The sequence below is a fragment of the Azospirillum agricola genome (assembly GCF_017876095.1).
Classification (GTDB): Bacteria; Pseudomonadota; Alphaproteobacteria; order Azospirillales; family Azospirillaceae; genus Azospirillum; species Azospirillum agricola.
Genome location: NZ_JAGINM010000017.1, coordinates 58,045 through 79,559, shown reverse-complemented (window position 1 = coordinate 79,559; position 21,515 = coordinate 58,045). Strand labels below are relative to the sequence as shown.

Sequence of the window (21,515 nt, the reverse complement as noted above, 5' to 3'; positions counted from 1 at the left end):
CGCCGCATCTGGCCTGTTTTATTGTTCGAATGCGAAGGGTTTTCTCCCGTTATTTCGAATGTCGTTTTTGTTTCAACACGAATGACTTGATCGCCTTTGGGTCCTGGTTTATGGTGCGCTGCACAAGGGACGGGACGCGAAAGTCCGGCACCGGTCACGACCCGCGGGGTGCGACGGGGGCGAGGCCTCGCGGTTCCCTTGTTCCTCCCACCCTGACTCCAGGACTGCTCGCATGACCACGATCATTCCCGCCGCCGCCACGCTCGAAGGCAAGAAGGGACTCGTCCTCGGCATCGCCAACGACCAGTCGATCGCGTGGGGCTGCGCCCGCGCCTTCCGCGCGCTGGGCGCCGATCTGGCGATCAGCTACCTGAACGAGAAGGCCAGGAAGCACGTCGAGCCGCTGGCCCAGCAGGTCGAGGCCGAGATCTTCGAGCCGGTGGACGTCACCAGCGAAGGCCAGCTCAAGGCCATCTTCGACAAGGTCGCCGACAAGTGGGGCCGTCTCGACTTCGCGCTGCACAGCATCGCCTTCGCCCCGAAGGACGACCTGCACGGCCGCGTCACCGACTGCTCGCGCGAGGGCTTCCAGCAGGCGATGGACGTCTCCTGCCACTCCTTCATCCGCATGGCGAAATACGCCGAGCCGCTGATGACCAACGGCGGTTCGCTGTTCACCATGTCCTATTTCGGCGCCAACCGCGTCATCGACAATTACGGCGTGATGGGGCCGGTCAAGGCGGCGCTGGAGGCCAGCGTGCGCTACGTCGCCGCCGAGCTGGGCCCCAAGGGCATCCGCGTCCACGCCATCTCGCCGGGCCCGATCAAGACCCGCGCCGCGTCCGGCATCGCCCATTTCGACGAGCTGATGGACAAGGCGGCGGAGCGCACGCCGGAACACCGTCTGGTGACCATCGAGGAGGTCGGCTACACCACCGCCTTCCTCGCCACCGACGGCGCCAAGGGCATCACCGGCAGCACGACCTACGTCGACTGCGGCTACTCGATCATCGGCTGACGCGTTTTTTCCGTCGGCGGTTTCCGGGCTGACGGGCGGGCGGGGGCGGCGACGCTCCCGCCCGTTTCGCGTTCCGGTCTCCCAGCCCTCATCCGGCTATCACGGGTGCGTCAAATTGACGTGTGACTCCGCCAACCGTTTGGTTCCTCCGGCCGGACCACCATAATCGCCGGACGAGCGGGCCGGAAGCCGCCGCGGAGAACCCGGCGGGACCCGGCAGGGAGGAGGCTGAGAAAGCATGAGCGTCATTCTGTGGCGTCGGCAATTGAGCGTCGGCCAGCCGACCATCGACGACGACCACAAGCACTTGATCGCGTATCTGAACGAACTCGACGCGGCCCTGAACGCCGAACGCTTCCAGCCGGCCCGCGTCGCCAAGATCCTGGTCAAGCTGCTGGAATACACCAAGGAGCATTTCGCCCGCGAGGAGCGGATGATGCAGGCCGTGCGCTACCCGCACTACAGGGAGCACGCCGAGCAGCACCGCGAGGCGGTCCGCGCCGTGAGCGAGCTGTCGCACAGCTTCTCCATGGAGCCGACGCACGAGAACGCCGCGAAGCTGTACAAGTTCACCGCCGACTGGCTGGTCCGCCACATCATCCTTCAGGACACCCAGCTGACGCCCTACGTGAAGGGCGTCTGGACCTGAGGCGCCGGCCGTCCGGCCGGCGGGATCATCGCCGCCCTCACCCGACGAACTGGTCGATCCGGTAGCCCTGGGCGAACAGCAGCGCCGTCAGGTCGCCGTGATCGACGCGCGCCCGCGCCTCGGCGGCCACCGCCGGCTTGGCGTGGTAGGCGACGCCGAGCCCGGCGGCCAGCAGCATCGGCAGGTCGTTGGCGCCGTCGCCGACCGCCATCGTCTCGGCCACCGGCACCCGGTGCTCGCCGGCGTAGGCCAGCAGGGCCTCCAGCTTGCTGTCCTTGTCGAGGATCGGCTCGATCACCCGCCCGGTGAGGACGCCGCCGGCGATCTCCAGCCCGTTGCCCTGGTCGTCGTCGAAGCCGATCCAGGCGCGCACCCGGCTGGTGAAGCAGCGGAAGCCGCCCGACACCAGCGCGCAGACCGCGCCGTTCGCCCGCATGGTGGCGACGAGCTTGGCGGCGCCCGGCATCAGGGTGGCGCGCTTCCACACCGTGTCGATGACGCTCTCGTCGAGGCCCTTCAGCAGGGCGACGCGCTCGCGCACCGCGTCCTTGAAGTCGATCTCGCCGTTCATGGCGCGGGCGGTGATCGCCGCGATGTGGTCCTTCAGCCCGACGCAGTCGCCCAGCTCGTCAAGCAGCTCCTGCTCGATGATGGTGGATTCCATGTCGGCGACCAGCAGCCGCTTGCGCCGGGTGACGGCGGGCTGAGCGACGATGTCGAGCGCGGCACCGGACAGGGCGTGGCGGATCGCCGCCTCGGCCTGCTCGGGGGCCAAGTTGCCGAAGGGCAGGTCGCAGGCGGTGCCGGGGGCCAGCCAGTCCGGTTGACCGGCGTCGGCGCCCAGCGCCACCAGCGCCGCGCGGGCGGACAGGACGGCGCTCTCGTCGAGGACGGCGGAGCGGGGGGCGATCAGCGTGGCGACGGCGTTCATGGCGTGTGTTCCGGCAGAGCGAAGGGCCTTCGGGCCGCTGCCTACCACAGCCGGGGGGAGCTGGTCCAACGAAGCTTCGGCGAAACGGGGGCGCGTGGCATGGGGGCTGCGGCCAGGCCGAAGGTTTTTTGACACGGATGAACACGGATGCGGGCCGCGCCCGCCCACGGATGAGGTTCGGCAAAGCCCATGCGCCCCCTATCCGTGTTCATCCGATCCCATCCGTGTTTATCCGTGTGAAATTCCGGCCGTCCATCAGCTCCGATTTTTCTTGGCCTTCCGGCGTCTCGGTGGTGAATCTCCGCCATGGAAACGAGGGCCGGGGACATGAGCGAGCTTACGGACGTCGTCGTCATCGGCGGGCCGACCGCGTCGGGGAAATCGGGGCTGGCGCTGGCCGTCGCCGAGCGGTTCGGCGGCACCGTCATCAACGCCGACAGCATGCAGCTCTACGCCGAACTGGATGTCGTCACCGCCCGTCCGCCGGCGGACGATCTCGCCCGCGCTCCCCATCGGCTCTACGGCGTGCTGCCCGCCTCTGAACGCGGGTCGGCGGCGCGCTGGCGCATCCTGGCGCTGGAGGAGATCGCCGCCGCCAGGGCCGCCGGGCGCCTGCCCGTCGTCGTCGGCGGCACCGGCCTTTATCTGCGCGCCCTGATGCAGGGCTTGAGCGAGGTTCCGCCCATCCCCGACGCGGTGCGCGCCGCCGCCCATGCCCGTCTGGCCGCGCTGGGCGGCGAGGCCTTCCGCGCGGAACTCGTCGCCCGCGACCCGGACTCGGCCAGGCTCAACCCCGGCGACACCACCCGCCTGACCCGCGCCTGGGAGGTGCTGGAGGCCACCGGCCACAGCCTGACCCATTGGCAGACGCGGACCGGGCAGGGCGCGCCCGAGGGGCTGCGCTTCGCGGTCGTCGTGCTCGACCCTCCGCGCGAGGAGCTGTACGCGCTGTGCGACCGCCGCTTCCTCCTGATGATGGAGCAGGGCGCCCTGGAGGAGGTCCGCGCCCTCGACCGCCTCGCGCGGGAGCAGGGCCTCGCCCCCGACCTGCCGGTGCTCAAGGCGCTCGGCGTGCCCGAGCTGCGCCGCCACCTGCGCGGCGAGGTCACGCTGGAGGACGCCATCGCGCTTGCCCAGCAATCGACCCGGCGCTATGCCAAGCGGCAGGTGACGTGGTTCCGCCACCAGCTCGTGGAGCGCCCGCCGCATACGGCACCGCATGGCTGCCATCATGCGACGGATTCGCTCTGTTCATTGGCCCAGCGGAATGCAATTCTCGCTCACCTAAGCACCATCTTGGGCCGTTAAATCTTTGCCTTGGGAGAATAGACGTGTCGGTTGATTGGGGTCATGTGTTCGCGGGCCGCGTGGGCGGCATGACGGCGTCCGAAATCCGGGAGCTGCTGAAGCTGATCGACCGTCCGGAGATCATCTCCTTCGCCGGCGGCATCCCCGACCCGGACTTCTTCCCCACCGCCGCCATCGCGCGGGCCTACGAGAAGATCTTCCAGTCCAACGGCGGCGCCGGCGGCGCCCTGCAATACACCATCACCGAGGGCTACACGCCGCTGCGCGAGTGGATTTCCGCCTACATGGGCCGCAACGGCGTGAATGTCGGGCTGGACGGCGTGCTGGTCACCAACGGCTCGCAGCAGGTGCTGGAGTTCGTCGGAAAGCTGCTGATCGGCGCCGGCGACAAGATCGTGGTGACACGGCCGACCTATCTCGGCGCGCTCCAGGCCTTCTCGCCCTACGAGCCCGTCTACATCTCCATCCCGATGGACGATGAGGGGCCGGAGCTGGCGGCGCTTGAGGCGGCGCTGGCCGAGAAGCCGAAGTTCTTCTACCTCGTCCCCGACTTCCAGAACCCGAACGGCACCACCGTGTCGCTCGCCCGTCGCGAGGCCATCCTCGACCTCTGCGCCGCCGCCGGCGTGCCGGTGATCGAGGACACCGCCTATTGCGAGCTGCGCTACGACGGCGAGCCGCTGCCGCTGATGGCGGCGCTCGACTGCGCCCGCAATGGCGGCAAGCTGACCAACGTCATCTATTGCGGCACCTTCTCCAAGACGATGGTGCCGGCGCTGCGCGTCGGCTGGGTCAACGCGGCGCCCGAGGTCATCAACCGTCTGGTGCTGATGAAGCAGGCGGCCGACCTGCACACCAGCACGATCAACCAGATCGTCATGCACGACGTGGTGTCGCAGCTCTTCGACAGCCACATCAAGCACCTGCGCGTCCAGTACAAGGAGCGCCGCGACGCCATGCTGTCGGCGCTGGAGGAATTCGCTCCGCCCGGCGTCACCTGGACCAAGCCCGAGGGCGGCCTGTTCGTCTGGATCGAGGCCCAGGAGGATGTCGACGGCACCGCGCTGCTGGCCCGCGCCATCAAGGAGGCCAACGTCGCCTTCGTCCCCGGCTCGGCCTTCCACGCCGACCGCTCGGGCAGGAACACGCTGCGTCTGGCCTTCTCGGTCACCAAGCCGGAGCGCATCCGCGAGGGCATCCGCCGCCTGTGCAACCTGCTGAAGGACGCGTAACCCGCGCCGTTCCGCAACCGACACGCCCGATCGACGGCGGCCGCTTCCAGAGCGGCCGCCGTTTTCGTTTGGCCGCTCTCCCTCGGTCCTGCTTTCCACCCGCGACACGCAATGCGCAACAATTGGAAAAATCGCGGCAAAAAAACTTCTCGATCATTCGCAAAATGGGTTGACCTGCGATGCCCCCTTTGGCTAGTTTGCGGCTCCCGCCCCAAATCCACGGGGCTAAGCCGTTGTTTTGACGGCAAGGCTTCATCGGGGGGCGTGGCAGTTCCGAGGAAACGGGCGCCCGAAGGAGAGGCGCCCCTACGAGAAGGTCGCGAGCGATGTCCGAACAGAAGCTGACCGGCGCCCAGATCATCATCAAGGCTCTGAAGGATCAGGGCGTTGACACCATCTTCGGCTATCCCGGCGGCGCCGTACTTCCCATCTACGACGCGCTGTTCCAGCAGAACGATCTTCGCCACATCCTCGTACGCCACGAGCAGGCCGCGGTCCACGCGGCGGAGGGCTACGCGCGCTCGACCGGCAAGGTCGGCTGCGTGCTGGTGACCTCCGGCCCCGGCGCCACCAACGCGGTGACCGGCCTGCTGGACGCCTTGTGCGACAGCATCCCCATCGTCTGCCTGTCGGGGCAGGTGCCGACCCACCTGATCGGCAACGACGCCTTCCAGGAGGCCGACACCACCGGCATCACCCGGCCCTGCACCAAGCACAATTACCTGGTGAAGGACGTCAACAGCCTGGCCCGCACCCTGCACGAGGCCTTCTACGTCGCGCGCAGCGGCCGTCCGGGTCCCGTGCTGATCGACGTGCCGAAGGACGTGCAGTTCGCCGACGGCGTCTATGTCCCGCCGGCCGAGGTCAAGCACAAGACCTACCGCCCGCAGGTCAAGCCGGAGATCGCCCGCATCGAGGAGGCGGTCGAGCTGATCGCCAACGCCAAGCGGCCGATCTTCTACACCGGCGGCGGCGTCATCAACGCCGGCCCCTTCGCCGCCAAGCTGCTGACCCAGTTCGTCAAGGCCACCGGCTTCCCGATCACCTCGACCCTGATGGGCCTGGGCGCCTTCCCGGCGTCGGACAGCCAGTGGCTCGGCATGCTCGGCATGCACGGCACGTACGAGGCGAATCTCGCCATGTACAACTGCGACGTCATGATCAACATCGGCGCACGCTTCGACGACCGCGTGACCGGCAAGCTGTCGGAATTCGCGCCGGGCTCCAAGAAGATCCACGTCGACATCGATCCCAGCTCGATCAACAAGACGGTCGAGGTCGACATCCCGATCGTCGGCGACTGCGGCGCGGTGCTGGAGGACATGCTGCGCATCTGGAAGGCGCGGGCCAAGCGCCCCGACCAGGCGGCGCTGAAGAGCTGGTGGGGGCAGATCGAGGGCTGGCGCGCCCGCAACTGCCTGAACTACAACCGCACGGAATCGGTCATCAAGCCGCAATACGCGCTGGAGCGGCTGCGCGAGGCGCTGCGCGGCAAGGACCATTACGTCACCACCGAGGTCGGCCAGCACCAGATGTGGGCCGCCCAGTTCCTGCCCTTCGACCAGCCGAACCGCTGGATGACCTCGGGTGGGCTGGGGACCATGGGCTACGGCCTGCCGGCCGCCATCGGCGCGCAGATCGCCCACCCCGACGCCATCGTCGTCGACGTGTCGGGCGAGGCCAGCTTCCTGATGAACATGCAGGAGATCGGCACCGCCGTGCAGTACCGCGCCCCGGTGAAGATCTTCATCCTGAACAACCAGTACATGGGCATGGTCCGCCAGTGGCAGGAACTGCTGCACGGCTCGCGCTTCTCGCAGAGCTACTCGGAGGCGCTGCCCGACTTCGTGAAGCTGGCGGAGGCCTGGGGCTGCGTCGGCCTGCGCGCCACCACGGTGGCCGAGGTGGACGACGTCATCGCCAAGATGCTGGCCGTCACCGACCGCCCCTGCATCGTCGACATCGCGGTCGATCCCAAGGAGAACTGCTTCCCGATGATCCCCGGCGGCAAGGCCCACAACGAGATCCTGCTCGGCCCGGAGGACAAGCCGTCGGACGCCACGCCGGAAGACGGCATGGTTCTGGTCTGATCGGCTGCTGACCACGCAAGGCTCCTCGGGGGAATGGGAATCATGGACGAGCACAAGATCGAGAAGCACACCATCGCAGTGCTGGTGGACAACGAGCCGGGCGTGCTGGCGCGCGTCATCGGGCTGTTCTCCGGCCGCGGCTACAACATCGAAAGCCTGACGGTGGCGGAGGTCAACAACGCCGACCACCTGTCGCGCATCACGCTGGTGACGTCGGGCACCCGGATGATCATCGAGCAGATCAAGGCCCAGCTCAGCCGGCTGGTCCCGGTCCACCGGGTCCACGACCTGACCGACGAAGGGCCGTCGGTCGAGCGCGAGCTGGCTCTGGTCAAGGTGGCGGGCACCGGCGACAAGCGCATCGAGGCGCTGCGGCTGGCCGATATCTTCAAGGCCACCGTCCTCGACGCGACGCTGACCTCCTTCGTCTTCGAGCTGACCGGCACCACCGCGCAGGTCGACGATTTCGTCGGGCTGATGGGCCAGCTCGGTCTGGTCGAGGCCAGCCGCACCGGCGTCGTCGCCATGTCGAAGGGCGCCACCGGCTTCTAAGGCCGGTTCCGGCCCCGATTTCCGGGGCTGGGTTCTTATCCGATGGTCAGGGTGGCGAAAAACGCAAGGAAGCTCCGCGTTTCGCCGCCCGATCATGCGATTGTTTCGCTTGACGCGCAGCTTTGCTCAATGGAGTAATCCGCCGGCAAGGGAACGCACTTCATCTCTCTGGTTTGCGAATTCAAGGAACCATCACCATGCGCGTCTATTACGATCGTGATGCCGACGTCAACCTGATCAAGGGCAAGAAGGTCGTCATCGTCGGCTACGGCAGCCAGGGCCACGCTCACGCCCACAACCTGCGTGACAGCGGCGTCAAGGACGTGCGGATCGCTCTTCGTCCCGGCTCGGCCACCACGAAGAAGGCCGAGGCCGCCGGCTTCCAGGTGATGGCGCCCGGCGAGGCCGCCGCCTGGGCCGACGTCGTGATGGTTCTGACCCCCGACGAACTCCAGGCCGACCTGTACAAGGACGATCTGGCCAAGAACATGAAGCAGGGCGCCGCGCTGGCCTTCGCCCACGGCCTGAACGTCCACTTCAACCTGATCGAGCCGCGCGCCGATCTCGACGTGTTCATGATCGCGCCGAAGGGCCCCGGCCACACCGTGCGCAGCGAGTACCAGCGTGGCGGCGGCGTGCCGTCGCTGGTCGCCGTGCACCAGAACGCCTCGGGCAACGCGCTGGACATCGCGCTGTCCTACGCCTCGGCCAACGGCGGCGGCCGCGCCGGCATCATCGAGACCACCTTCAAGGAAGAGTGCGAGACCGACCTGTTCGGCGAGCAGGTCGTGCTGTGCGGCGGTCTGACCGAGCTGATCAAGTGCGGCTACGAGACCCTGGTCGAGGCCGGCTACGCCCCGGAGATGGCCTATTTCGAGTGCCTGCACGAGGTCAAGCTGATCGTCGACCTGATGTACGAGGGCGGCATGGCCAACATGCGCTACTCGATCTCCAACACCGCCGAGTACGGCGACTACCGCACCGGTCCGCGCATCATCACCGCCGAGACCAAGGCCGAGATGAAGCGCGTGCTGACCGACATCCAGGAAGGCCGCTTCGTGCGCGACTGGATGCAGGAGTGCAAGGTCGGCCAGCCCTCCTTCAAGGCGATCCGCCGCCGCAACGCCGAGCACGAGATCGAGAAGGTCGGAGAGAAGCTGCGCGCCATGATGCCGTGGATCGCCGAGCGCCGTCTGGTCGACAAGTCGAAGAACTGATCTGGCCTCTGCTGCCGGTTCGGTTCGGAAAGCGCGTCCCTCGGGGCGCGCTTTTCTTTTGTGCACCCTCTCCCGCGGTGGGAGGGGGAGTCACCCCCGCGGGCCGTCCTTCATCGACGAGGGCGGATTCTCCGCCACCGCCGCCCGGCCCGGATCGCGCTTCTGGCATTCCAGCAGGATGTCGCGGGCGATCGGCGCCGCCGCCGTCGAGCCGCCGCCGCCATGCTCGACGAAGACCGAGCAGGCGTAGCGCGGCGCGTGGACCGGCGCGAAGGCGACGAACAGCGCGTGGTCGCGCTCGCGCCACGGGATGTCCTCGTTCTTCTTCACGCCGGTGCTGCGCTCGGCCATGGTGATGCGGCGGACCTGGGCCGAGCCGGTCTTGCCGGCCAGTTCGAAGCCGGGCTGGGTGATGCGCGACTTGTAGGCGGTGCCGTTGGGCGCGTTGGAGACCTCGTACATGCCGCGCAGCACGACGTCGAGATTCTCCTTCTTCACCCCCAGGCTGGGCCAGGTCACCTGCTCGCCGCTGACCGACTTGATCTGCTTGGTCAGGTGCGGCTTGACCGCGTAGCCGCCGTTGGCGAGCCGGCAGGTCATCACCGCCAGCTGGAGCGGCGTCGCCAGCACATAGCCCTGGCCGATCGACGCCACCAGCGTCTCGCCCATGTCCCAGCCCTTGCCGAGAGTCGCCTTCTTCCAGGCGATCGAGGGGATCAGCCCGCCGCGCTCGTGCGGCAGGTCGAGCCCGGTGCGTTCGCCCAGCCCGAAGCGTCGCGACATCTCGGCGATGCGGTCGACGCCGACCCGCCGCGACACGTCGTAGAAGAACACGTCGCAGGAATGGCGCAGCGCCCCCACCATGTCCACGGTGCCGTGGCCGCCCCGCTTCCAGCAGTGGAAGCGGTGGTCGCCCAGCTCCATGTGGCCGGGGCAGAACACCGTGTGGCGGCTGTTGATGATGCCGGATTCCAGCCCGGCCAGCGCCACCACCATCTTGTAGGTCGAGCCCGGCGGGTACTGGCCGGCCACCGCCTTGTTGCTCAGCGGGGTCGCCGGGTTGGCCAGCAGCTCCTCCCACAGCTCGGCGCTGATGCCCATGGTGAACTGGTTGGGGTCGTAGCTGGGGTGGGAGGACAGCGCGTAGATGCCGCCGGTGTGGATGTCCATCACCACCGCCGACGCGCTCTGCTCCTGCGACAGCCGTTCCTGGACGTAGCGCTGGAGCCCCATGTCGATGGTGAGCTGGACCTCGCGGCCCGACTGGCCCTCGTCGCGCGACAGCTCGCGGATGACGCGGCCGACCGCGTTGACCTCCAGCTGGCTGGTGCCGGCGGTGCCGCGCAGCACCTTCTCGTGGTGCTTCTCGATGCCGGCCTTGCCGATGCGGAAGCCGGGCAGCGAGAGCACCGGGTCGCTGTTGCCGCTCAGCTCGGCCTCGGAGACGGCCCCGACATAGCCCATGATGTGGGCGGTCGCCTCGGCCTGCGGGTAGTTGCGGATCTCGCCCACCTCGATCGACACGCCGGGCAGGTCGGGCGTGTTCATCTCGATGGTGGCGACCTGCTCCCAGCTCAGGTTCTCGCGCACGGTGACGGGGACGAAGCGGCGCTTGCGGTGCAGCTCGCGCATCACCCGCCGCCGGTCGTTGTCGGTCAGCGGCACGATGCGGGAAATCTTGTCGAGCGTCTCCTGGATGTTGCGGGTGCGCTCCGACACGACGACGACGCGGTAGTTCTGCTGGTTGATCGCCAGCGGCGTGCCGAAGCGGTCGACGATGGTGCCGCGCGACGGCGCGATCAGCCGCAGGCTGATGCGGTTCTCCTCGGCCAGCATGGTGTAGCGCGCCGACTCCAAGACTTGGAGATAGTAGAGGCGCCCGACCAGCGTCGACAACCCGGCCAGCTTGATCCCGCCCAGCACCAGCGCGCGGCGGGTCAGCAGGCGGGAGCGGTCGGTGTCGCGGTCGATGGAACTCATGAAAACCGTTACCCGTTCAGGAAGGCGCGGTGCATCCGGATCAGCAGCCAGCCGACCGCCGGGAACATCGCCACCGTCAGCAGGCCCTGGAACAGAGCCGGCTTGACCGGCAGGATGCCGGCGTTCAGCACCGAGAAGGCCAGCCATTGCAGGAAGGCCGCGCCGGTCATCACCATGGCGAAGCCGATCCACAGCAGCGCGAAGGTGCTGGCCAGGAACACCCGGCGCTGGTTCAGAACCGCCCATTGGGCGACGACCAGCATCAGCGCGTTGACGCCCAGCGGCCCGCCGGTCAGCAGATCCTGCAACAGCCCGATCAGAAAGGCCACCCCCGGCCGCATCAGGTCAGGCCTGTGGATCGTCCAGTAATAGACCGAGATCAGCGTCAGGTGCGGCGCGACCCAGCTGTAGGACGGGATCGGGATGGGGATCATGCCGACCAGGACCAGCATCACCGTGACGGCGAAGGGCGCCAGATTCCGCCCGGCCTTGTCCAGCCGTTGCCAGAAGGTCGCGGTCATCGTGCCACGCCTACTTCAACTCGGCCGTCAGATCCAGCTCGGTGCCGGCCAAACCGAAATCGACCAGCCGCAGATGCTCGACCCGCGACAGGTCGGCGTTGGGCAGCACGCGCACGCCGCGCTCGCTGGCCGAGGTCACGACGCCGACCGGCAGGCCCGGCGGGAACAGCCCGCCATGGCCCGACGTGACGACCCGCTCGCCGACCTGCACCGGCGATTCCGGCGGCAGATAGAGCAGCCGGGCCTGGTCGGAGTTGTCGCCGGCCAGCACCGCGCGCTGGCGCGAGCCTTCCAGCACCACGGGCACGCGGGCGTTGATGTCGGTCAGCAGCAGCACGCGCGACGACCATTCGCCGACTTCGATCACCCGGCCGACCAGGCCGGCGCCGGCCAGCGCCGCCTGTCCCTTGCGCACCCCGTCGCGCCGGCCGGCGGTGACCACCAGCGTGCGGACGAAGGAGCTGCCGGGCGTGGCGATGACGCGGGCGGTGATGAAGGACACCGACGGCTCGGCGGTGGCGTGCAGCAGGGTGCGCAGGCTGGCGTTCTCGGTCTCCAGCCGCAGGGCCGCCTGCTTCCATTGCAGCAGGCGCGCGTTCTCGGCCTTCAGCCGCCGGTTCTCGTCGAAGGCGTTCTCAAGCTCGACCGCGGATTCGATGACGCGGGCGGCGGTCGCGGCGGGGCGCGAGATGGCGTCGAGGATCGGCGCGAAGGCGTCGGTGACGCGCGCCCGCGCGGCATCGACCGACACGGACTCGACCTTGCCGACCATCATCAGGGCGATGGAGGCCAGCACCAGCAAAAGAAAGGAGAAGCGATGCGCAAGAGCCCGCAAAGGGGCGGCAAGGCGTATGACGGAGCCGGATGAGCGTGGCTTCACAGGAAATTCCCGTCCAGATACGCGGTCCGTCTTCGGTTTTCATGCTACGGAGAGCGTGAAAACCGAAGGCCTTCCACCCGAGAGATACACCAGTCAGTAGGCGCTGACCAAGACGTTTCGCAGCGTCTTCATCTCTTCCAGGGCGCGCCCTGTGCCCAGCGCGACACAGGAGAGCGGGTCGTCGGCGATCGACACCGGCAGGCCGGTGGCGTGGCGCAGGACGAAGTCCAGGTTCCCCAGCAGCGCGCCGCCGCCGGTGAGCACGATGCCCTTGTCGACGATGTCGGCGGCCAGTTCCGGCGCGGTGTGCTCCAGCGCCACCTTGACCGCCTCGACGATGGCCGAGACCGGCTCGGCCAGGGACTCGGCGATCTGCCGCTCGGAGATGATCAGCTCCTTGGGCACGCCGTTCATCAGGTCGCGGCCCTTGATCTCCAGGATGCGGCCCTCGCCGTCTTCCGGCGGGCAGGCCGACCCGATCTCCTTCTTGATCCGCTCGGCGGAGCCTTCGCCGACCAGCAGATTGTGGGTGCGGCGGATGTAGCCGATGATCGCCTCGTCCATCTTGTCGCCGCCGACGCGGACCGAGCGCGAATAGACGATGCCGCCCAGCGACAGGACCGCCACCTCGGTGGTGCCGCCGCCGATGTCGACGACCATGGAGCCGGTCGGCTCCGTCACCGGGAGCCCGGCGCCGATCGCGGCGGCCATCGGCTCCTCGATCAGGAAGACCCGGCGGGCGCCGGCGGCCTCGGCCGATTCCTGGATGGCGCGGCGTTCCACGGCGGTCGAGCCCGACGGCACGCAGATGATGACCTGCGGGCTGGCGAAGCTGCGGCGGTTGTGAACCTTGCGGATGAAATGCTTGATCATTTCCTCCGCGACCTCGAAGTCGGCGATCACGCCGTCGCGCAGCGGCCGGATGGCCTGGATGTTGCCGGGCGTGCGGCCCAGCATCATCTTGGCCTCGTCGCCCACGGCGAGAACCTGCTTCTTGCCGCGCACGTTGGCGATGGCGACGACGGACGGTTCGTTCAGGACGATCCCGCGGCCCTTGACATAGACCAGGGTATTGGCCGTCCCAAGATCGATCGCCATGTCGGCGGACAGAACGCCAAGCAGTTTGGAAAGCATGGAGCTGACGGACTCTTCGAAAGCGGTTGCGACGGCCGATCCGGCGGAATGGCATAGCACGTCCGCCAGCGGTTCCATAGACGAATGCTGATGCACCCTCAAGCGGAGAGTGCGCCCCGGCGGAAACGAACGCCGGATCGTCGAAATCCCAACCGTTCGGAAGGGCTCCGGTGCCGGCCACACTGGCGGATCAGGGTTAATTTTCCGTCAACGGAACCGGCCGGTCTTCCGGATCGCCGGGCCGCTCGGCCGCCCGCGACTCCGGCGGCCGGCGGCCCCGTTTCCGTTGCCCTGTCTAGGCCGATTCATGCTGCGCCGCAACGGCCTTGTGACGAAAGGAAACGGGGCGGTCAGTGGTCCGCGGGAACGGATTTGGCGGTTTTGCCGGCGGCCGGCTTGGCGGCGTGGTGGCCCTCCAGCCGGTCCATGCAGGCCAGCAGCACGCCGGACACCACGAAGGTCATGTGGATGATGACCAGCCACATCAGCTCGTCGCGCGAGATGTTCTGGAGATTCATGAAGGCCTTGAGCAGATGGATGCCGGATATGGCGACGATCGAGGCGATCAGCTTCAGCTTCAGCCCGCCGAAATCGACCTTGCCCATCCAGTCGGGCCGGTCCTCGTGGTTGGCGACGTCGATCTTCGAGACGAAATTCTCGTAGCCGGAGAAGATCACCATCACCAGCAGGTTGCCGGCCAGCGACAGGTCGATCAGCGTCAGGATCGCCAGCAGCACGTCCTTCTCCGGCATGTCCAGCACATGCGGGATGATGTGGAAGACCTCCTGGCCGAACTTCACCATCAGGGCGGCGAGCGCGATCACCAGGCCGAGATAGAAGGGAGCGAGCAGCCAGCGGCTGGCGAAGATGACCTGTTCAAAGCGGCGTTCGATCATGGCGGGCATCGTGGCTGTTGTCGTCGGGGGGAGGGCGGAGAGCCGGCGGGGAGGTCCCGCGCGCCCCGCATGTGACAGTGTTGCACTGCAAAATCAACCGTCCGGCGTTGCGGCGCAGCGTAAAAATCGACGGGCGATGCGACGTCTGGCCGCGACCGTCATGCATCGGTAACGTGGGCGCGCTATTGTGCCGCCGTACCAATGATGCCGTGTCGAAAGGGCCCCCGCGATGACCAACTCCGCCCCGCACATCGTGTCTGCGTTCGAGGACGCGCTGAAGCGGCTGAAGTCCGCCATCGTCCAGATGGCCGGCGCCGCGGAGACGCAGCTCGACCAGGCGATGACCTGTCTCGCCCAGCGCAACCCGGAGCTGGCGCTCGAGATCGTGCAGTCCGACGCCCGGCTCGACAGCTTCGAGCAGGACATCGAGGCGCATTGCCTCAGCCTGCTGGTGTTGCGCCAGCCGGTCGCCGACGACCTGCGCGAGGTGATCGCCGCCCTGAAGATCGCCGGCAACCTGGAGCGCATCGGCGACTACGCCGCCAATTCGGCCAAGCGCACCGCCGCCATCGCCAGCTTCCCGGAGACGGCGCCCTTCGCCGGCCTGCCCAAGCTCGGCCGTCTGGTGCGCGAGCGGCTGACCGCCGTCATCGACGCCTATGTCGACACCGACGGCGAGGCGGCCCTCCGCATCTGGCGCACCGACGACGAGGTCGACGCGCTCTACACCAGCCTGTGCGGCGAGATCGAGCGCTCGGCGGCGGAACATCCCAACGGCTTCATGGCCCACATGCACCTGATGATGATCGCCAAGAACCTGGAGCGGATCGGCGACCACGCCACCAACATCGCCGAGGTGGTGCATTTCGTCAGCACCGGCCGTCCGCTGCTGGAGGAGCGCCCCAAGGCCGACCGCTCCTGCGACCCGGCCCAGTGACCGCCCGGTGCGGGGGGCGGGCCTGACGGGCCTATCCGCTTCGGGGCGGGGCTGAACATCGGGCGATAACCGAGAGTTGGATGGAAAGTTCGGCGCGAAGGGTTCACGCTGTTGGTGCGATCAACGCCGAATCCCGCAATGACCGAGACCATGACCAGCTCCGACCAGCCTCCACCAGCCCCTGCCGCCGCCCCTGCCGCCGATGACCTGCTCCGTCTGTACGAGGCCATCCTCGCCCGGCGGGGCATGAACCCGGCCGAGTCGAAGACCGCCCGCCTGTTCGCCGCCGGTCCGAAGAAGATCGCCAAGAAGGTCGGGGAGGAGGCGGTCGAGGTGGCGCTCGACGCCATGAACGAGGACCGCCAGGGCGTCATCAACGAAAGCGCCGACCTGCTCTACAACCTGTCGGTCCTGTGGGCGACGCTGAGCATCCATCCCGACGACGTGTTCGCCGAGATCCGGCGCCGCGAGGCGCTGTACGGCATCGCCGAGAAGCTGCCGAAGCCGCCGGGGGGCGGCTCGCCGGGGCGGTAGAGCGGCGGGCGCTTGCCCCCACGTCTCCCCCGCCGGGCGGACGGGGGAGCTCGGTCTTTCCCTTCAGCGCACCCCCAGCCGCGCCAGCAGCGGCCGCCGCCGCGCGGCGAAGACCGCGTGACGGCTCGCCAGCTCGGCGATGTTTTCCTCCGCGCTCTCGAATCGGCGGCCGTCCCGCCCCAGCGCGATGCCGTCCGCCGACAGGTGGCGCCACGCCAGTTCCGCCGGATTCTCGGCCAGCCGGGCGGCCAGCAGGAACAGCCCCTCGATCCGCGACAGCGCGACCCCCGATCCGAGAAGCGGCGAGGCGACATGCCCGGGCGTGTCGCCGCTGCGGTGGCGCTCCAGCACGGCGCCGTTGAAACGGTCGGCCTGGGCCTGCCGTTCCGCCAATCCTTCCTCGTCCGGCAGTGGGGCGGCGAAGCCGAGGCTGGTCAGCAGGACCAGGGCGCGCACCACCGCGTCCTCCCCCCGCGCGGCGAGCGCGGGGAGGGCGAGCAGTTCGCCCAGCCGGCGCGGACCGGCGCCCAGCGCCTCGCCCAGCGGCCCATGCACGGCGCGGGGGAAGGGCAGGCGGCCGAGCGGGGTGGAGGCGACCTCCGGCAGGTCGTCGGGCGACACCAGCAGGGCGAAGCGGGTGGCGCGCAGCAGGGCGGAGCGTTCGGCCGGCGTCAGCCGCTCGCCGCCCTTGACGAACAGGTCGCGGCGGAAGCTGCGGTTGGTCAGCACGTCGCGCAGGGTCTCGGCCACCGCCGGGTCGGCGGCCTCGGCCGCCATCGCCTGGGCGGCGGGGGAGAGCGTCAGGTCGTCGAGCTGCTCCATCGGCACGGCGGCGCCGGCGAACTCCAGCTTGGCGGCGGCCAGTTCGCGCGCGACGTCGGCGTGGTAGAAGGCGGTCCAGTCGCTGTTCAGATACTCGTGCGCGATGTAGTTGGGCGATTTGTGGCGCAAGGACTCGATGCGCTCCGTCACCCCGTCCGCCCCGGCGAACCAGCCGCCGCCCAACGCCGCGAGGCGGGCGGCGAACTCCACCGCCCGCTCGATGCGGTCGGGCAGGGGGCCGGTTCCGGCGGCGCACTGCTCGACCAGGAGGCGGCGCAGCGGCATGTGGGCGAGCGTGCCGGGCAGCGCGTTGTAGCTGACGAAGACCACCCCGCCGGGGGCCAGCCGGCGACGCAGCAGTTCCACCAGGATGGCCCGGTTTTCGGCGCTGACCCAGGACCAGACGCCGTGCAGCGCCACCGCGTCGAGCGGCGGCCCGTCGCGCCGGGCGTGCTCGGCGAAGCTCTCCTCCAGGAAGGCGGCGTTGGCGAGGCCGCCCTCCGCCGCCAGCCGGCGGGCGCCGGCGATGTGGGAGGGGTTGAAGTCCATCGCCTCGAAGCGCGCGCGCGGGTTGGCGCCGGCCAGCACGGCGCTGGTCAGGCCGTGGCCGCAACCCAGCTCCGCCAGGGTGAAGGCGCCGCTGCGCAGGGGTTCGGGCGGGCGCCAGCCGCGCAGCGTCAGCGCGAAGGACAGCAGCGCCGGCGACCAGTCGCGGTAGAAGGCGCGGATGTAGTCGATTCCGCCGACATACCCTTCCGTCCAGCCGTTCATGCCGTGTCCTCCCCTGCGATCATCCGTTGCGCGGTGGTGTAGCGGGCGGGTGGCCGGCACCGCTTCAAAAAAATGCACGCATTCGGGTATTTTGCTATCGACAGCTCCGAGGGGCTTCGCTATAAACCGCGCCACACCGGCCGGGCCCACGGCAAGGCCGGAACGATGGACAGTCGGTTGCGCAAGCGCCGATAGGACATCGGTCAAGGGATGGGCGCATAGCTCAGTTGGTAGAGCAGCTGACTCTTAATCAGCGGGTCCAAGGTTCGAGTCCTTGTGCGCCCACCATCTCTTGAAGCGAACGACGTTGCGGATGGGCGCATAGCTCAGTTGGTAGAGCAGCTGACTCTTAATCAGCGGGTCCAAGGTTCGAGTCCTTGTGCGCCCACCATCCCAACAGACGACCACACGACCACACGACGACCCACGAAAAGCCGGCCTCCCCATGGAGCCGGCTTTCGTCGTTTCCGGGCCGGTTCCAGGCGGCGTGGTCCGGCGATCCGGATGCCTGAAACCGCCCGGTCCGGTCATGGTCAGGGCGCGTTCGCCAGGAAGGCGGCCGTCACCCGGTCCATCGTCGCCAGATGATTGTGGAACCAGTCCGGGAACTGGTGACGCAGATAGCGCCGGGCGCGCTCCTCCCCGCCGCCGGCCAGCTCGGCCTCGACCGACGCGATGCCCTCCAGCACGCGGGCGTGCTCGCCGCTGTGGCAATGCAGGGCGAAGAAGCCCTTTTCGGTCATCAGCGCCTCCTCCCGCGCGAAATGCTCGCGCAGATGATTGGCGAAGGCGGCGAAGGGGGCGGCCAGCGCGCCGGCCGGCGCCGCCTTGGCGGCCTCCCACAGTTCCAGGGAATCGGCGTGGTCGCGGTCCATGACCGCGTAACCCAGGGCGATGTCGTCGAACGCGATCATGGTGGGTGCTGTCCTTGGAAAGGAAGGATGGGGAAAAGGAAATGGCCTCCGGAACCGAAGCTCCGGAGGCCATCATACCCACACACGAATCAGGGATGATTGACCGCGGTCAAGCCGCCTCCAACTCGTCGACGAATCCGCGGATGACGTTCAGCCCCTTCTGCCAGAAGGCCGGGTCGGAGGCGTCGAGCCCGAAGGGGGCCAGCAGCTCCTGGTGGCGCAGCGTGCCGCCGGCCGTCAGCATCGCCAGATACTTCTCGGCGAAGCCCTGCTCGGCGTCCTGGTAGACCGCGTAGAGCGAGTTCACCAGGCAGTCGCCGAAGGCGTAGGCGTAGACGTAGAAGGGCGAATGGATGAAGTGCGGGATGTAGGACCAGTAGTTCCGGTACCCCTCGTCGAAGCGCAGCGCCGGGCCGAGGCTCTCGGTCTGCACGGCCATCCAGATCTCGCCGATGCGCTCGGCGGTCAGTTCGCCCTCGCGGCGCTCGGTGTGGACCCGGCGCTCGAAGTCGAAGAAGGCGATCTGGCGGACCACCGTGTTCAGCATGTCCTCGACCTTGCTCGCCAGCATGATGCGGCGGCGCTTCGGGTCGGTCTCGGCGGCGAGCAGGGCGCGGAAGGTCAGCATCTCGCCGAAGACCGAGGCGGTCTCGGCCAGCGTCAGCGGCGTGTCGGACAGGAAATGACCCTGCTTGCCGGCCAGGATCTGGTGGACGCCGTGCCCAAGCTCATGGGCGAGCGTCATCACGTCGCGCGTCTTGCCCTGGTAGTTGACCAGCAGGTAGGGGTGGACGCTGGGCACCGTCGGGTGGGCGAAGGCGCCCGGCGCCTTGCCGGGGCGGACCGGGGCGTCGATCCACGGGTTGTCGAAGAAGCGCTTGCCGATGCTCGCCAGCTCCGGCGAGAAGCGGCCGTAGGCGCCGAGCACGATGTCGCGCGCCTCGTCCCAGCGGATGCTGCGGTCGCTGTCGTCGGGCAGCGGGGCGTTGCGGTCCCAGTAGTCGAGATGCTCCTGGCCGAACCACTTGGCCTTGAGTTTGTAATAACGGTGCGACAGGTCGGGGTAGGCGCCCTTGACGGCGGAGGCCAGCGCGTCGACCACCTCGTCCTCGACCCGGTTGGACAGGTTGCGGGCGGCGGTCGGCGTCGGGTAGTTGCGCCAGTTGTCCTCGATCTCCTTGTCCTTGGCCAGCGTGTTGGTGATCAGCGCGAACAGGCGGGAGTTGTCGCCCATGACGCGGCCCACCACCTCGCCGGCCTCGCGGCGGGCGGCCGGGTCGCGGTCGGACAGGCGGTTCAGCGCCTCGGCGCAGGTCAGCTCCTTGCCGCCGATGGGGAAGCGCAGGCTGGCGATGGTCTCGTCGAACAGCCGGTTCCAGGCGGCGCGGCCGACGACGTACTTGTCGTGCAGCAGCCGTTCGGCCTCGTCGGAAAGCTGGTGGTCGCGGTAGAGCCGGGTGTCGCGCAGCCAGGGGGCGTAGCGCGCCAGCGCCTTCGACTGCTTCAGCCTGGCGGCGAGCGCCTGTTCCTCCAGCCGGTTGATCTCCAGCGTGAAGAAGATCAGGTGGGCGGAGATGGTGTTCACCCGCTCCTGCGCCGACTGGTAGAATTTGGCGATGTCGGGATCGACCATGTTGCCGTTGTAGACGAGCCCGGCGTAGGACATGGCGCGCGACAGCGTCTCGTCGATGTCCTCGTAGGCGCGGATGGCCGCCGCCAGCCCGTCGCCGTCGAGATCGGCGAGCTTGCCGGCGTAGCGGTCGCGGAAGCCCTTGGACTCCGTCTCCATCCGGTCGAGGTCGGCCTTCAGCTCGGGCGAGTCCATGCCGGGATACAGGTCGTCGAGGTTCCAGGCGGGAAGAGCGCCCAGATCCGGGCTGTCGGTTGCGGCCGTGGCGGCGCTGCTGGTCATCGAACCCTCCTGACGATTGGTCCGATGGATATAAGCGCCCCCGTGTTCGGCTCAAAGCCTTGCGTGAGCGATGAAAGCCTGCGCGCGCGGTGAAAGGGTCAGGCCGGATCGGCGTCCTGCGCGCGGCGGATCGCCGCCTCGACGCATTGCAGGTGCAGCTTCTTGCGGGCCAGCAGGCGGGCGCGGCGCTCCTCCGGGTCGGTGGTCGCCATCGCCTCGATCCGGCAGCCGCGCCAGCCGTTGGCGTCGAGCGCGCGGGCGACCTCGGCGTAACCGAAATAGCCCTTGTCCGGCTGCGCCCACGGCGCGCGGAAGTCCGGCTGGCGCAGCACGAAGCGGTTCGACTGGCTGCCGCCGCCGAGGTTGGTCAGCCGGGCCACGATCAGCCGCTCGCCGTTGCCATGCACGACGGTCAGGATGGGGCGGATCCCGGTGATGGGCGGATCGGACGACATGCTTCATCCATAGCCGCCCGGCGACCGTCTGACCAGAGACTAGGGCGGGCGGCATGGCCGGCGATCCGGTGCAACCGCTTCGCCGGCAACGGAAAATCGCCTATCATCGCCCCATCCGTTCCACGGAGGCCCGTTCCACGGAGGCGACCCTCATGATCCGCGCGGCCCTGCTGTCCCTCTCCCTGCTGTGTCCGGCCGGCGCCTTCGCCCAATTCGCGCCGGCACCGGCGCCGCTGCCGGTCATGGACTGCGCCGCGCTGGCCGGCAGCCCGATGGTCGAGGCGACGCTCTACTTCGGCCGCAACGTCGGCGACGCGGTGGGCGTCAGCGAGAAGGATTGGACGCAGTTCCTCGACCGCGAGATCACGCCCCGCTTTCCCGACGGGCTGACGATCCATGACGCCTCGGGCCATTGGCGCGACAGCGGGACCGGCCGGCTGATCCGCGAGCCGAGCAAGATCCTCACCCTGCTGACGCCGCAGGACGCCGCCTCCCTCACGCTGATCCGCGAGATCGTCGACCTCTACAAGGAGCAGTTCCACCAGCAGTCGGTCGGCACCGTGCTGCGCCCCGCCTGCGTCGGGTTCTGAGACGGATTGGGGGATAACCCGAAAGTAGGGAGTGTGACGGTCCGTCGCACCCCCGACTTTCTGACATTTGCACAAGCTTATGGACTCGGCGCAGATTGGGGCGGGGGAGCGTGGCGATTCGTTGCGCGCCCATGAGGAAATGCTAGCCAAATATAACAAAAGGGGACGCCCC

The 21,515-nt window shown here is 68.4% G+C and carries 20 protein-coding genes and 2 tRNA genes; 12 read left to right on the top strand and 10 right to left on the bottom strand.

All coding sequences use genetic code 11. The features are described 5' to 3' along the window. Window positions 1-232 precede the first annotated feature (232 nt). Both fabI and J2847_RS23205 read left to right on the top strand, forming a co-directional pair. Entirely contained in the window at window positions 233-1,018 is a 786-nt protein-coding gene (gene fabI / locus J2847_RS23210) for an enoyl-ACP reductase FabI (protein WP_209781182.1), read from the top strand. A gap of 238 nt (window positions 1,019-1,256) precedes the next feature. Continuing rightward, entirely contained in the window at window positions 1,257-1,667 is a 411-nt protein-coding gene (locus J2847_RS23205; protein ID WP_209781181.1) for a bacteriohemerythrin, read from the top strand. Between the two features lie 37 nt (window positions 1,668-1,704). On the opposite strand, the gene serB is transcribed toward J2847_RS23205, so the two are convergent. Further along, window positions 1,705-2,598 carry a phosphoserine phosphatase SerB gene (gene serB / locus J2847_RS23200; protein ID WP_209781180.1) on the bottom strand — a complete coding sequence of 298 codons (894 nt, stop codon included), beginning with the start codon at window positions 2,596-2,598 and terminating at the stop codon, window positions 1,705-1,707. Between the two features lie 327 nt (window positions 2,599-2,925). Here serB and miaA point away from each other — a divergent pair, with 327 nt between their 5' ends. From miaA to ilvC, 5 genes are all read left to right on the top strand, one after another. Continuing rightward, window positions 2,926-3,906, top strand: a complete 981-nt coding sequence (miaA, locus tag J2847_RS23195) for a tRNA (adenosine(37)-N6)-dimethylallyltransferase MiaA (protein WP_233474730.1) — start codon at window positions 2,926-2,928, stop codon at window positions 3,904-3,906. Between the two features lie 68 nt (window positions 3,907-3,974). Next, window positions 3,975-5,138 (top strand): aminotransferase-like domain-containing protein, encoded by a 1,164-nt coding sequence (locus tag J2847_RS23190; RefSeq protein WP_211114823.1) that lies wholly within the window; start codon window positions 3,975-3,977, stop codon window positions 5,136-5,138. A gap of 326 nt (window positions 5,139-5,464) precedes the next feature. Next, a complete protein-coding gene (locus tag J2847_RS23185; protein ID WP_209781177.1) occupies window positions 5,465-7,228 on the top strand; it encodes an acetolactate synthase 3 large subunit in 1,764 nt (587 codons plus the stop codon). 42 nt (window positions 7,229-7,270) lie between these two features. Beyond that, a complete protein-coding gene (ilvN, locus tag J2847_RS23180) occupies window positions 7,271-7,780 on the top strand; it encodes an acetolactate synthase small subunit (protein ID WP_085557300.1) in 510 nt (169 codons plus the stop codon). 197 nt (window positions 7,781-7,977) lie between these two features. Continuing rightward, window positions 7,978-8,997, top strand: a complete 1,020-nt coding sequence (ilvC, locus tag J2847_RS23175) for a ketol-acid reductoisomerase (protein ID WP_085556050.1) — start codon at window positions 7,978-7,980, stop codon at window positions 8,995-8,997. A 90-nt stretch (window positions 8,998-9,087) separates the two neighbouring features. Here the strand turns inward: ilvC and mrdA are convergent, their stop codons facing one another. The 5 genes from mrdA to J2847_RS23150 all read right to left on the bottom strand — a co-directional run bounded on the left by mrdA (window position 9,088) and on the right by J2847_RS23150 (window position 14,408). Next, on the bottom strand, window positions 9,088-10,977 hold the full coding sequence (gene mrdA / locus J2847_RS23170) for a penicillin-binding protein 2 (RefSeq protein ID WP_209781176.1): 1,890 nt from the start codon (window positions 10,975-10,977) through the stop codon (window positions 9,088-9,090). Between the two features lie 8 nt (window positions 10,978-10,985). After that, window positions 10,986-11,498 carry a rod shape-determining protein MreD gene (mreD, locus tag J2847_RS23165; RefSeq protein WP_085556052.1) on the bottom strand — a complete coding sequence of 171 codons (513 nt, stop codon included), beginning with the start codon at window positions 11,496-11,498 and terminating at the stop codon, window positions 10,986-10,988. Window positions 11,499-11,508: 10 nt separating this feature from the next. After that, window positions 11,509-12,378: a rod shape-determining protein MreC gene (gene mreC / locus J2847_RS23160; RefSeq protein ID WP_085556053.1), complete on the bottom strand. Its 870-nt coding sequence runs from the start codon at window positions 12,376-12,378 to the stop codon at window positions 11,509-11,511. A 93-nt stretch (window positions 12,379-12,471) separates the two neighbouring features. Then, window positions 12,472-13,512 carry a rod shape-determining protein gene (locus J2847_RS23155; RefSeq protein ID WP_014240000.1) on the bottom strand — a complete coding sequence of 347 codons (1,041 nt, stop codon included), beginning with the start codon at window positions 13,510-13,512 and terminating at the stop codon, window positions 12,472-12,474. Between the two features lie 350 nt (window positions 13,513-13,862). Continuing rightward, on the bottom strand, window positions 13,863-14,408 hold the full coding sequence (locus tag J2847_RS23150; RefSeq protein WP_209781175.1) for a TIGR00645 family protein: 546 nt from the start codon (window positions 14,406-14,408) through the stop codon (window positions 13,863-13,865). A 229-nt stretch (window positions 14,409-14,637) separates the two neighbouring features. On the opposite strand from J2847_RS23150, the gene phoU reads away from it, so the two are divergent. Together phoU and hisE are read left to right on the top strand one after the other, a co-directional pair. Beyond that, window positions 14,638-15,345 (top strand): phosphate signaling complex protein PhoU, encoded by a 708-nt coding sequence (phoU, locus tag J2847_RS23145; RefSeq protein ID WP_209781174.1) that lies wholly within the window; start codon window positions 14,638-14,640, stop codon window positions 15,343-15,345. Between the two features lie 150 nt (window positions 15,346-15,495). After that, entirely contained in the window at window positions 15,496-15,879 is a 384-nt protein-coding gene (gene hisE / locus J2847_RS23140; RefSeq protein ID WP_209781173.1) for a phosphoribosyl-ATP diphosphatase, read from the top strand. 63 nt (window positions 15,880-15,942) lie between these two features. Here the strand turns inward: hisE and J2847_RS23135 are convergent, their stop codons facing one another. Beyond that, a complete protein-coding gene (locus tag J2847_RS23135; protein WP_209781172.1) occupies window positions 15,943-17,472 on the bottom strand; it encodes a class I SAM-dependent methyltransferase in 1,530 nt (509 codons plus the stop codon). 212 nt (window positions 17,473-17,684) lie between these two features. On the opposite strand from J2847_RS23135, the gene J2847_RS23130 reads away from it, so the two are divergent. Together J2847_RS23130 and J2847_RS23125 are read left to right on the top strand one after the other, a co-directional pair. Further along, window positions 17,685-17,760: transfer RNA gene (locus J2847_RS23130), tRNA-Lys, on the top strand. A 27-nt stretch (window positions 17,761-17,787) separates the two neighbouring features. Continuing rightward, window positions 17,788-17,863, top strand: a tRNA-Lys gene (locus tag J2847_RS23125). 142 nt (window positions 17,864-18,005) lie between these two features. Here J2847_RS23125 and J2847_RS23120 read toward each other — a convergent pair. The 3 genes from J2847_RS23120 to J2847_RS23110 all read right to left on the bottom strand — a co-directional run bounded on the left by J2847_RS23120 (window position 18,006) and on the right by J2847_RS23110 (window position 20,753). Next, window positions 18,006-18,386 (bottom strand): bacteriohemerythrin, encoded by a 381-nt coding sequence (locus J2847_RS23120; protein ID WP_209781171.1) that lies wholly within the window; start codon window positions 18,384-18,386, stop codon window positions 18,006-18,008. 109 nt (window positions 18,387-18,495) lie between these two features. Then, window positions 18,496-20,298: a M3 family oligoendopeptidase gene (locus J2847_RS23115; protein WP_209781170.1), complete on the bottom strand. Its 1,803-nt coding sequence runs from the start codon at window positions 20,296-20,298 to the stop codon at window positions 18,496-18,498. Window positions 20,299-20,396: 98 nt separating this feature from the next. After that, window positions 20,397-20,753: a hypothetical protein gene (locus tag J2847_RS23110; protein WP_209781169.1), complete on the bottom strand. Its 357-nt coding sequence runs from the start codon at window positions 20,751-20,753 to the stop codon at window positions 20,397-20,399. A gap of 152 nt (window positions 20,754-20,905) precedes the next feature. Here J2847_RS23110 and J2847_RS23105 point away from each other — a divergent pair, with 152 nt between their 5' ends. Beyond that, a complete protein-coding gene (locus J2847_RS23105; protein ID WP_209781168.1) occupies window positions 20,906-21,343 on the top strand; it encodes a DUF3574 domain-containing protein in 438 nt (145 codons plus the stop codon). Window positions 21,344-21,515 lie beyond the last annotated feature (172 nt).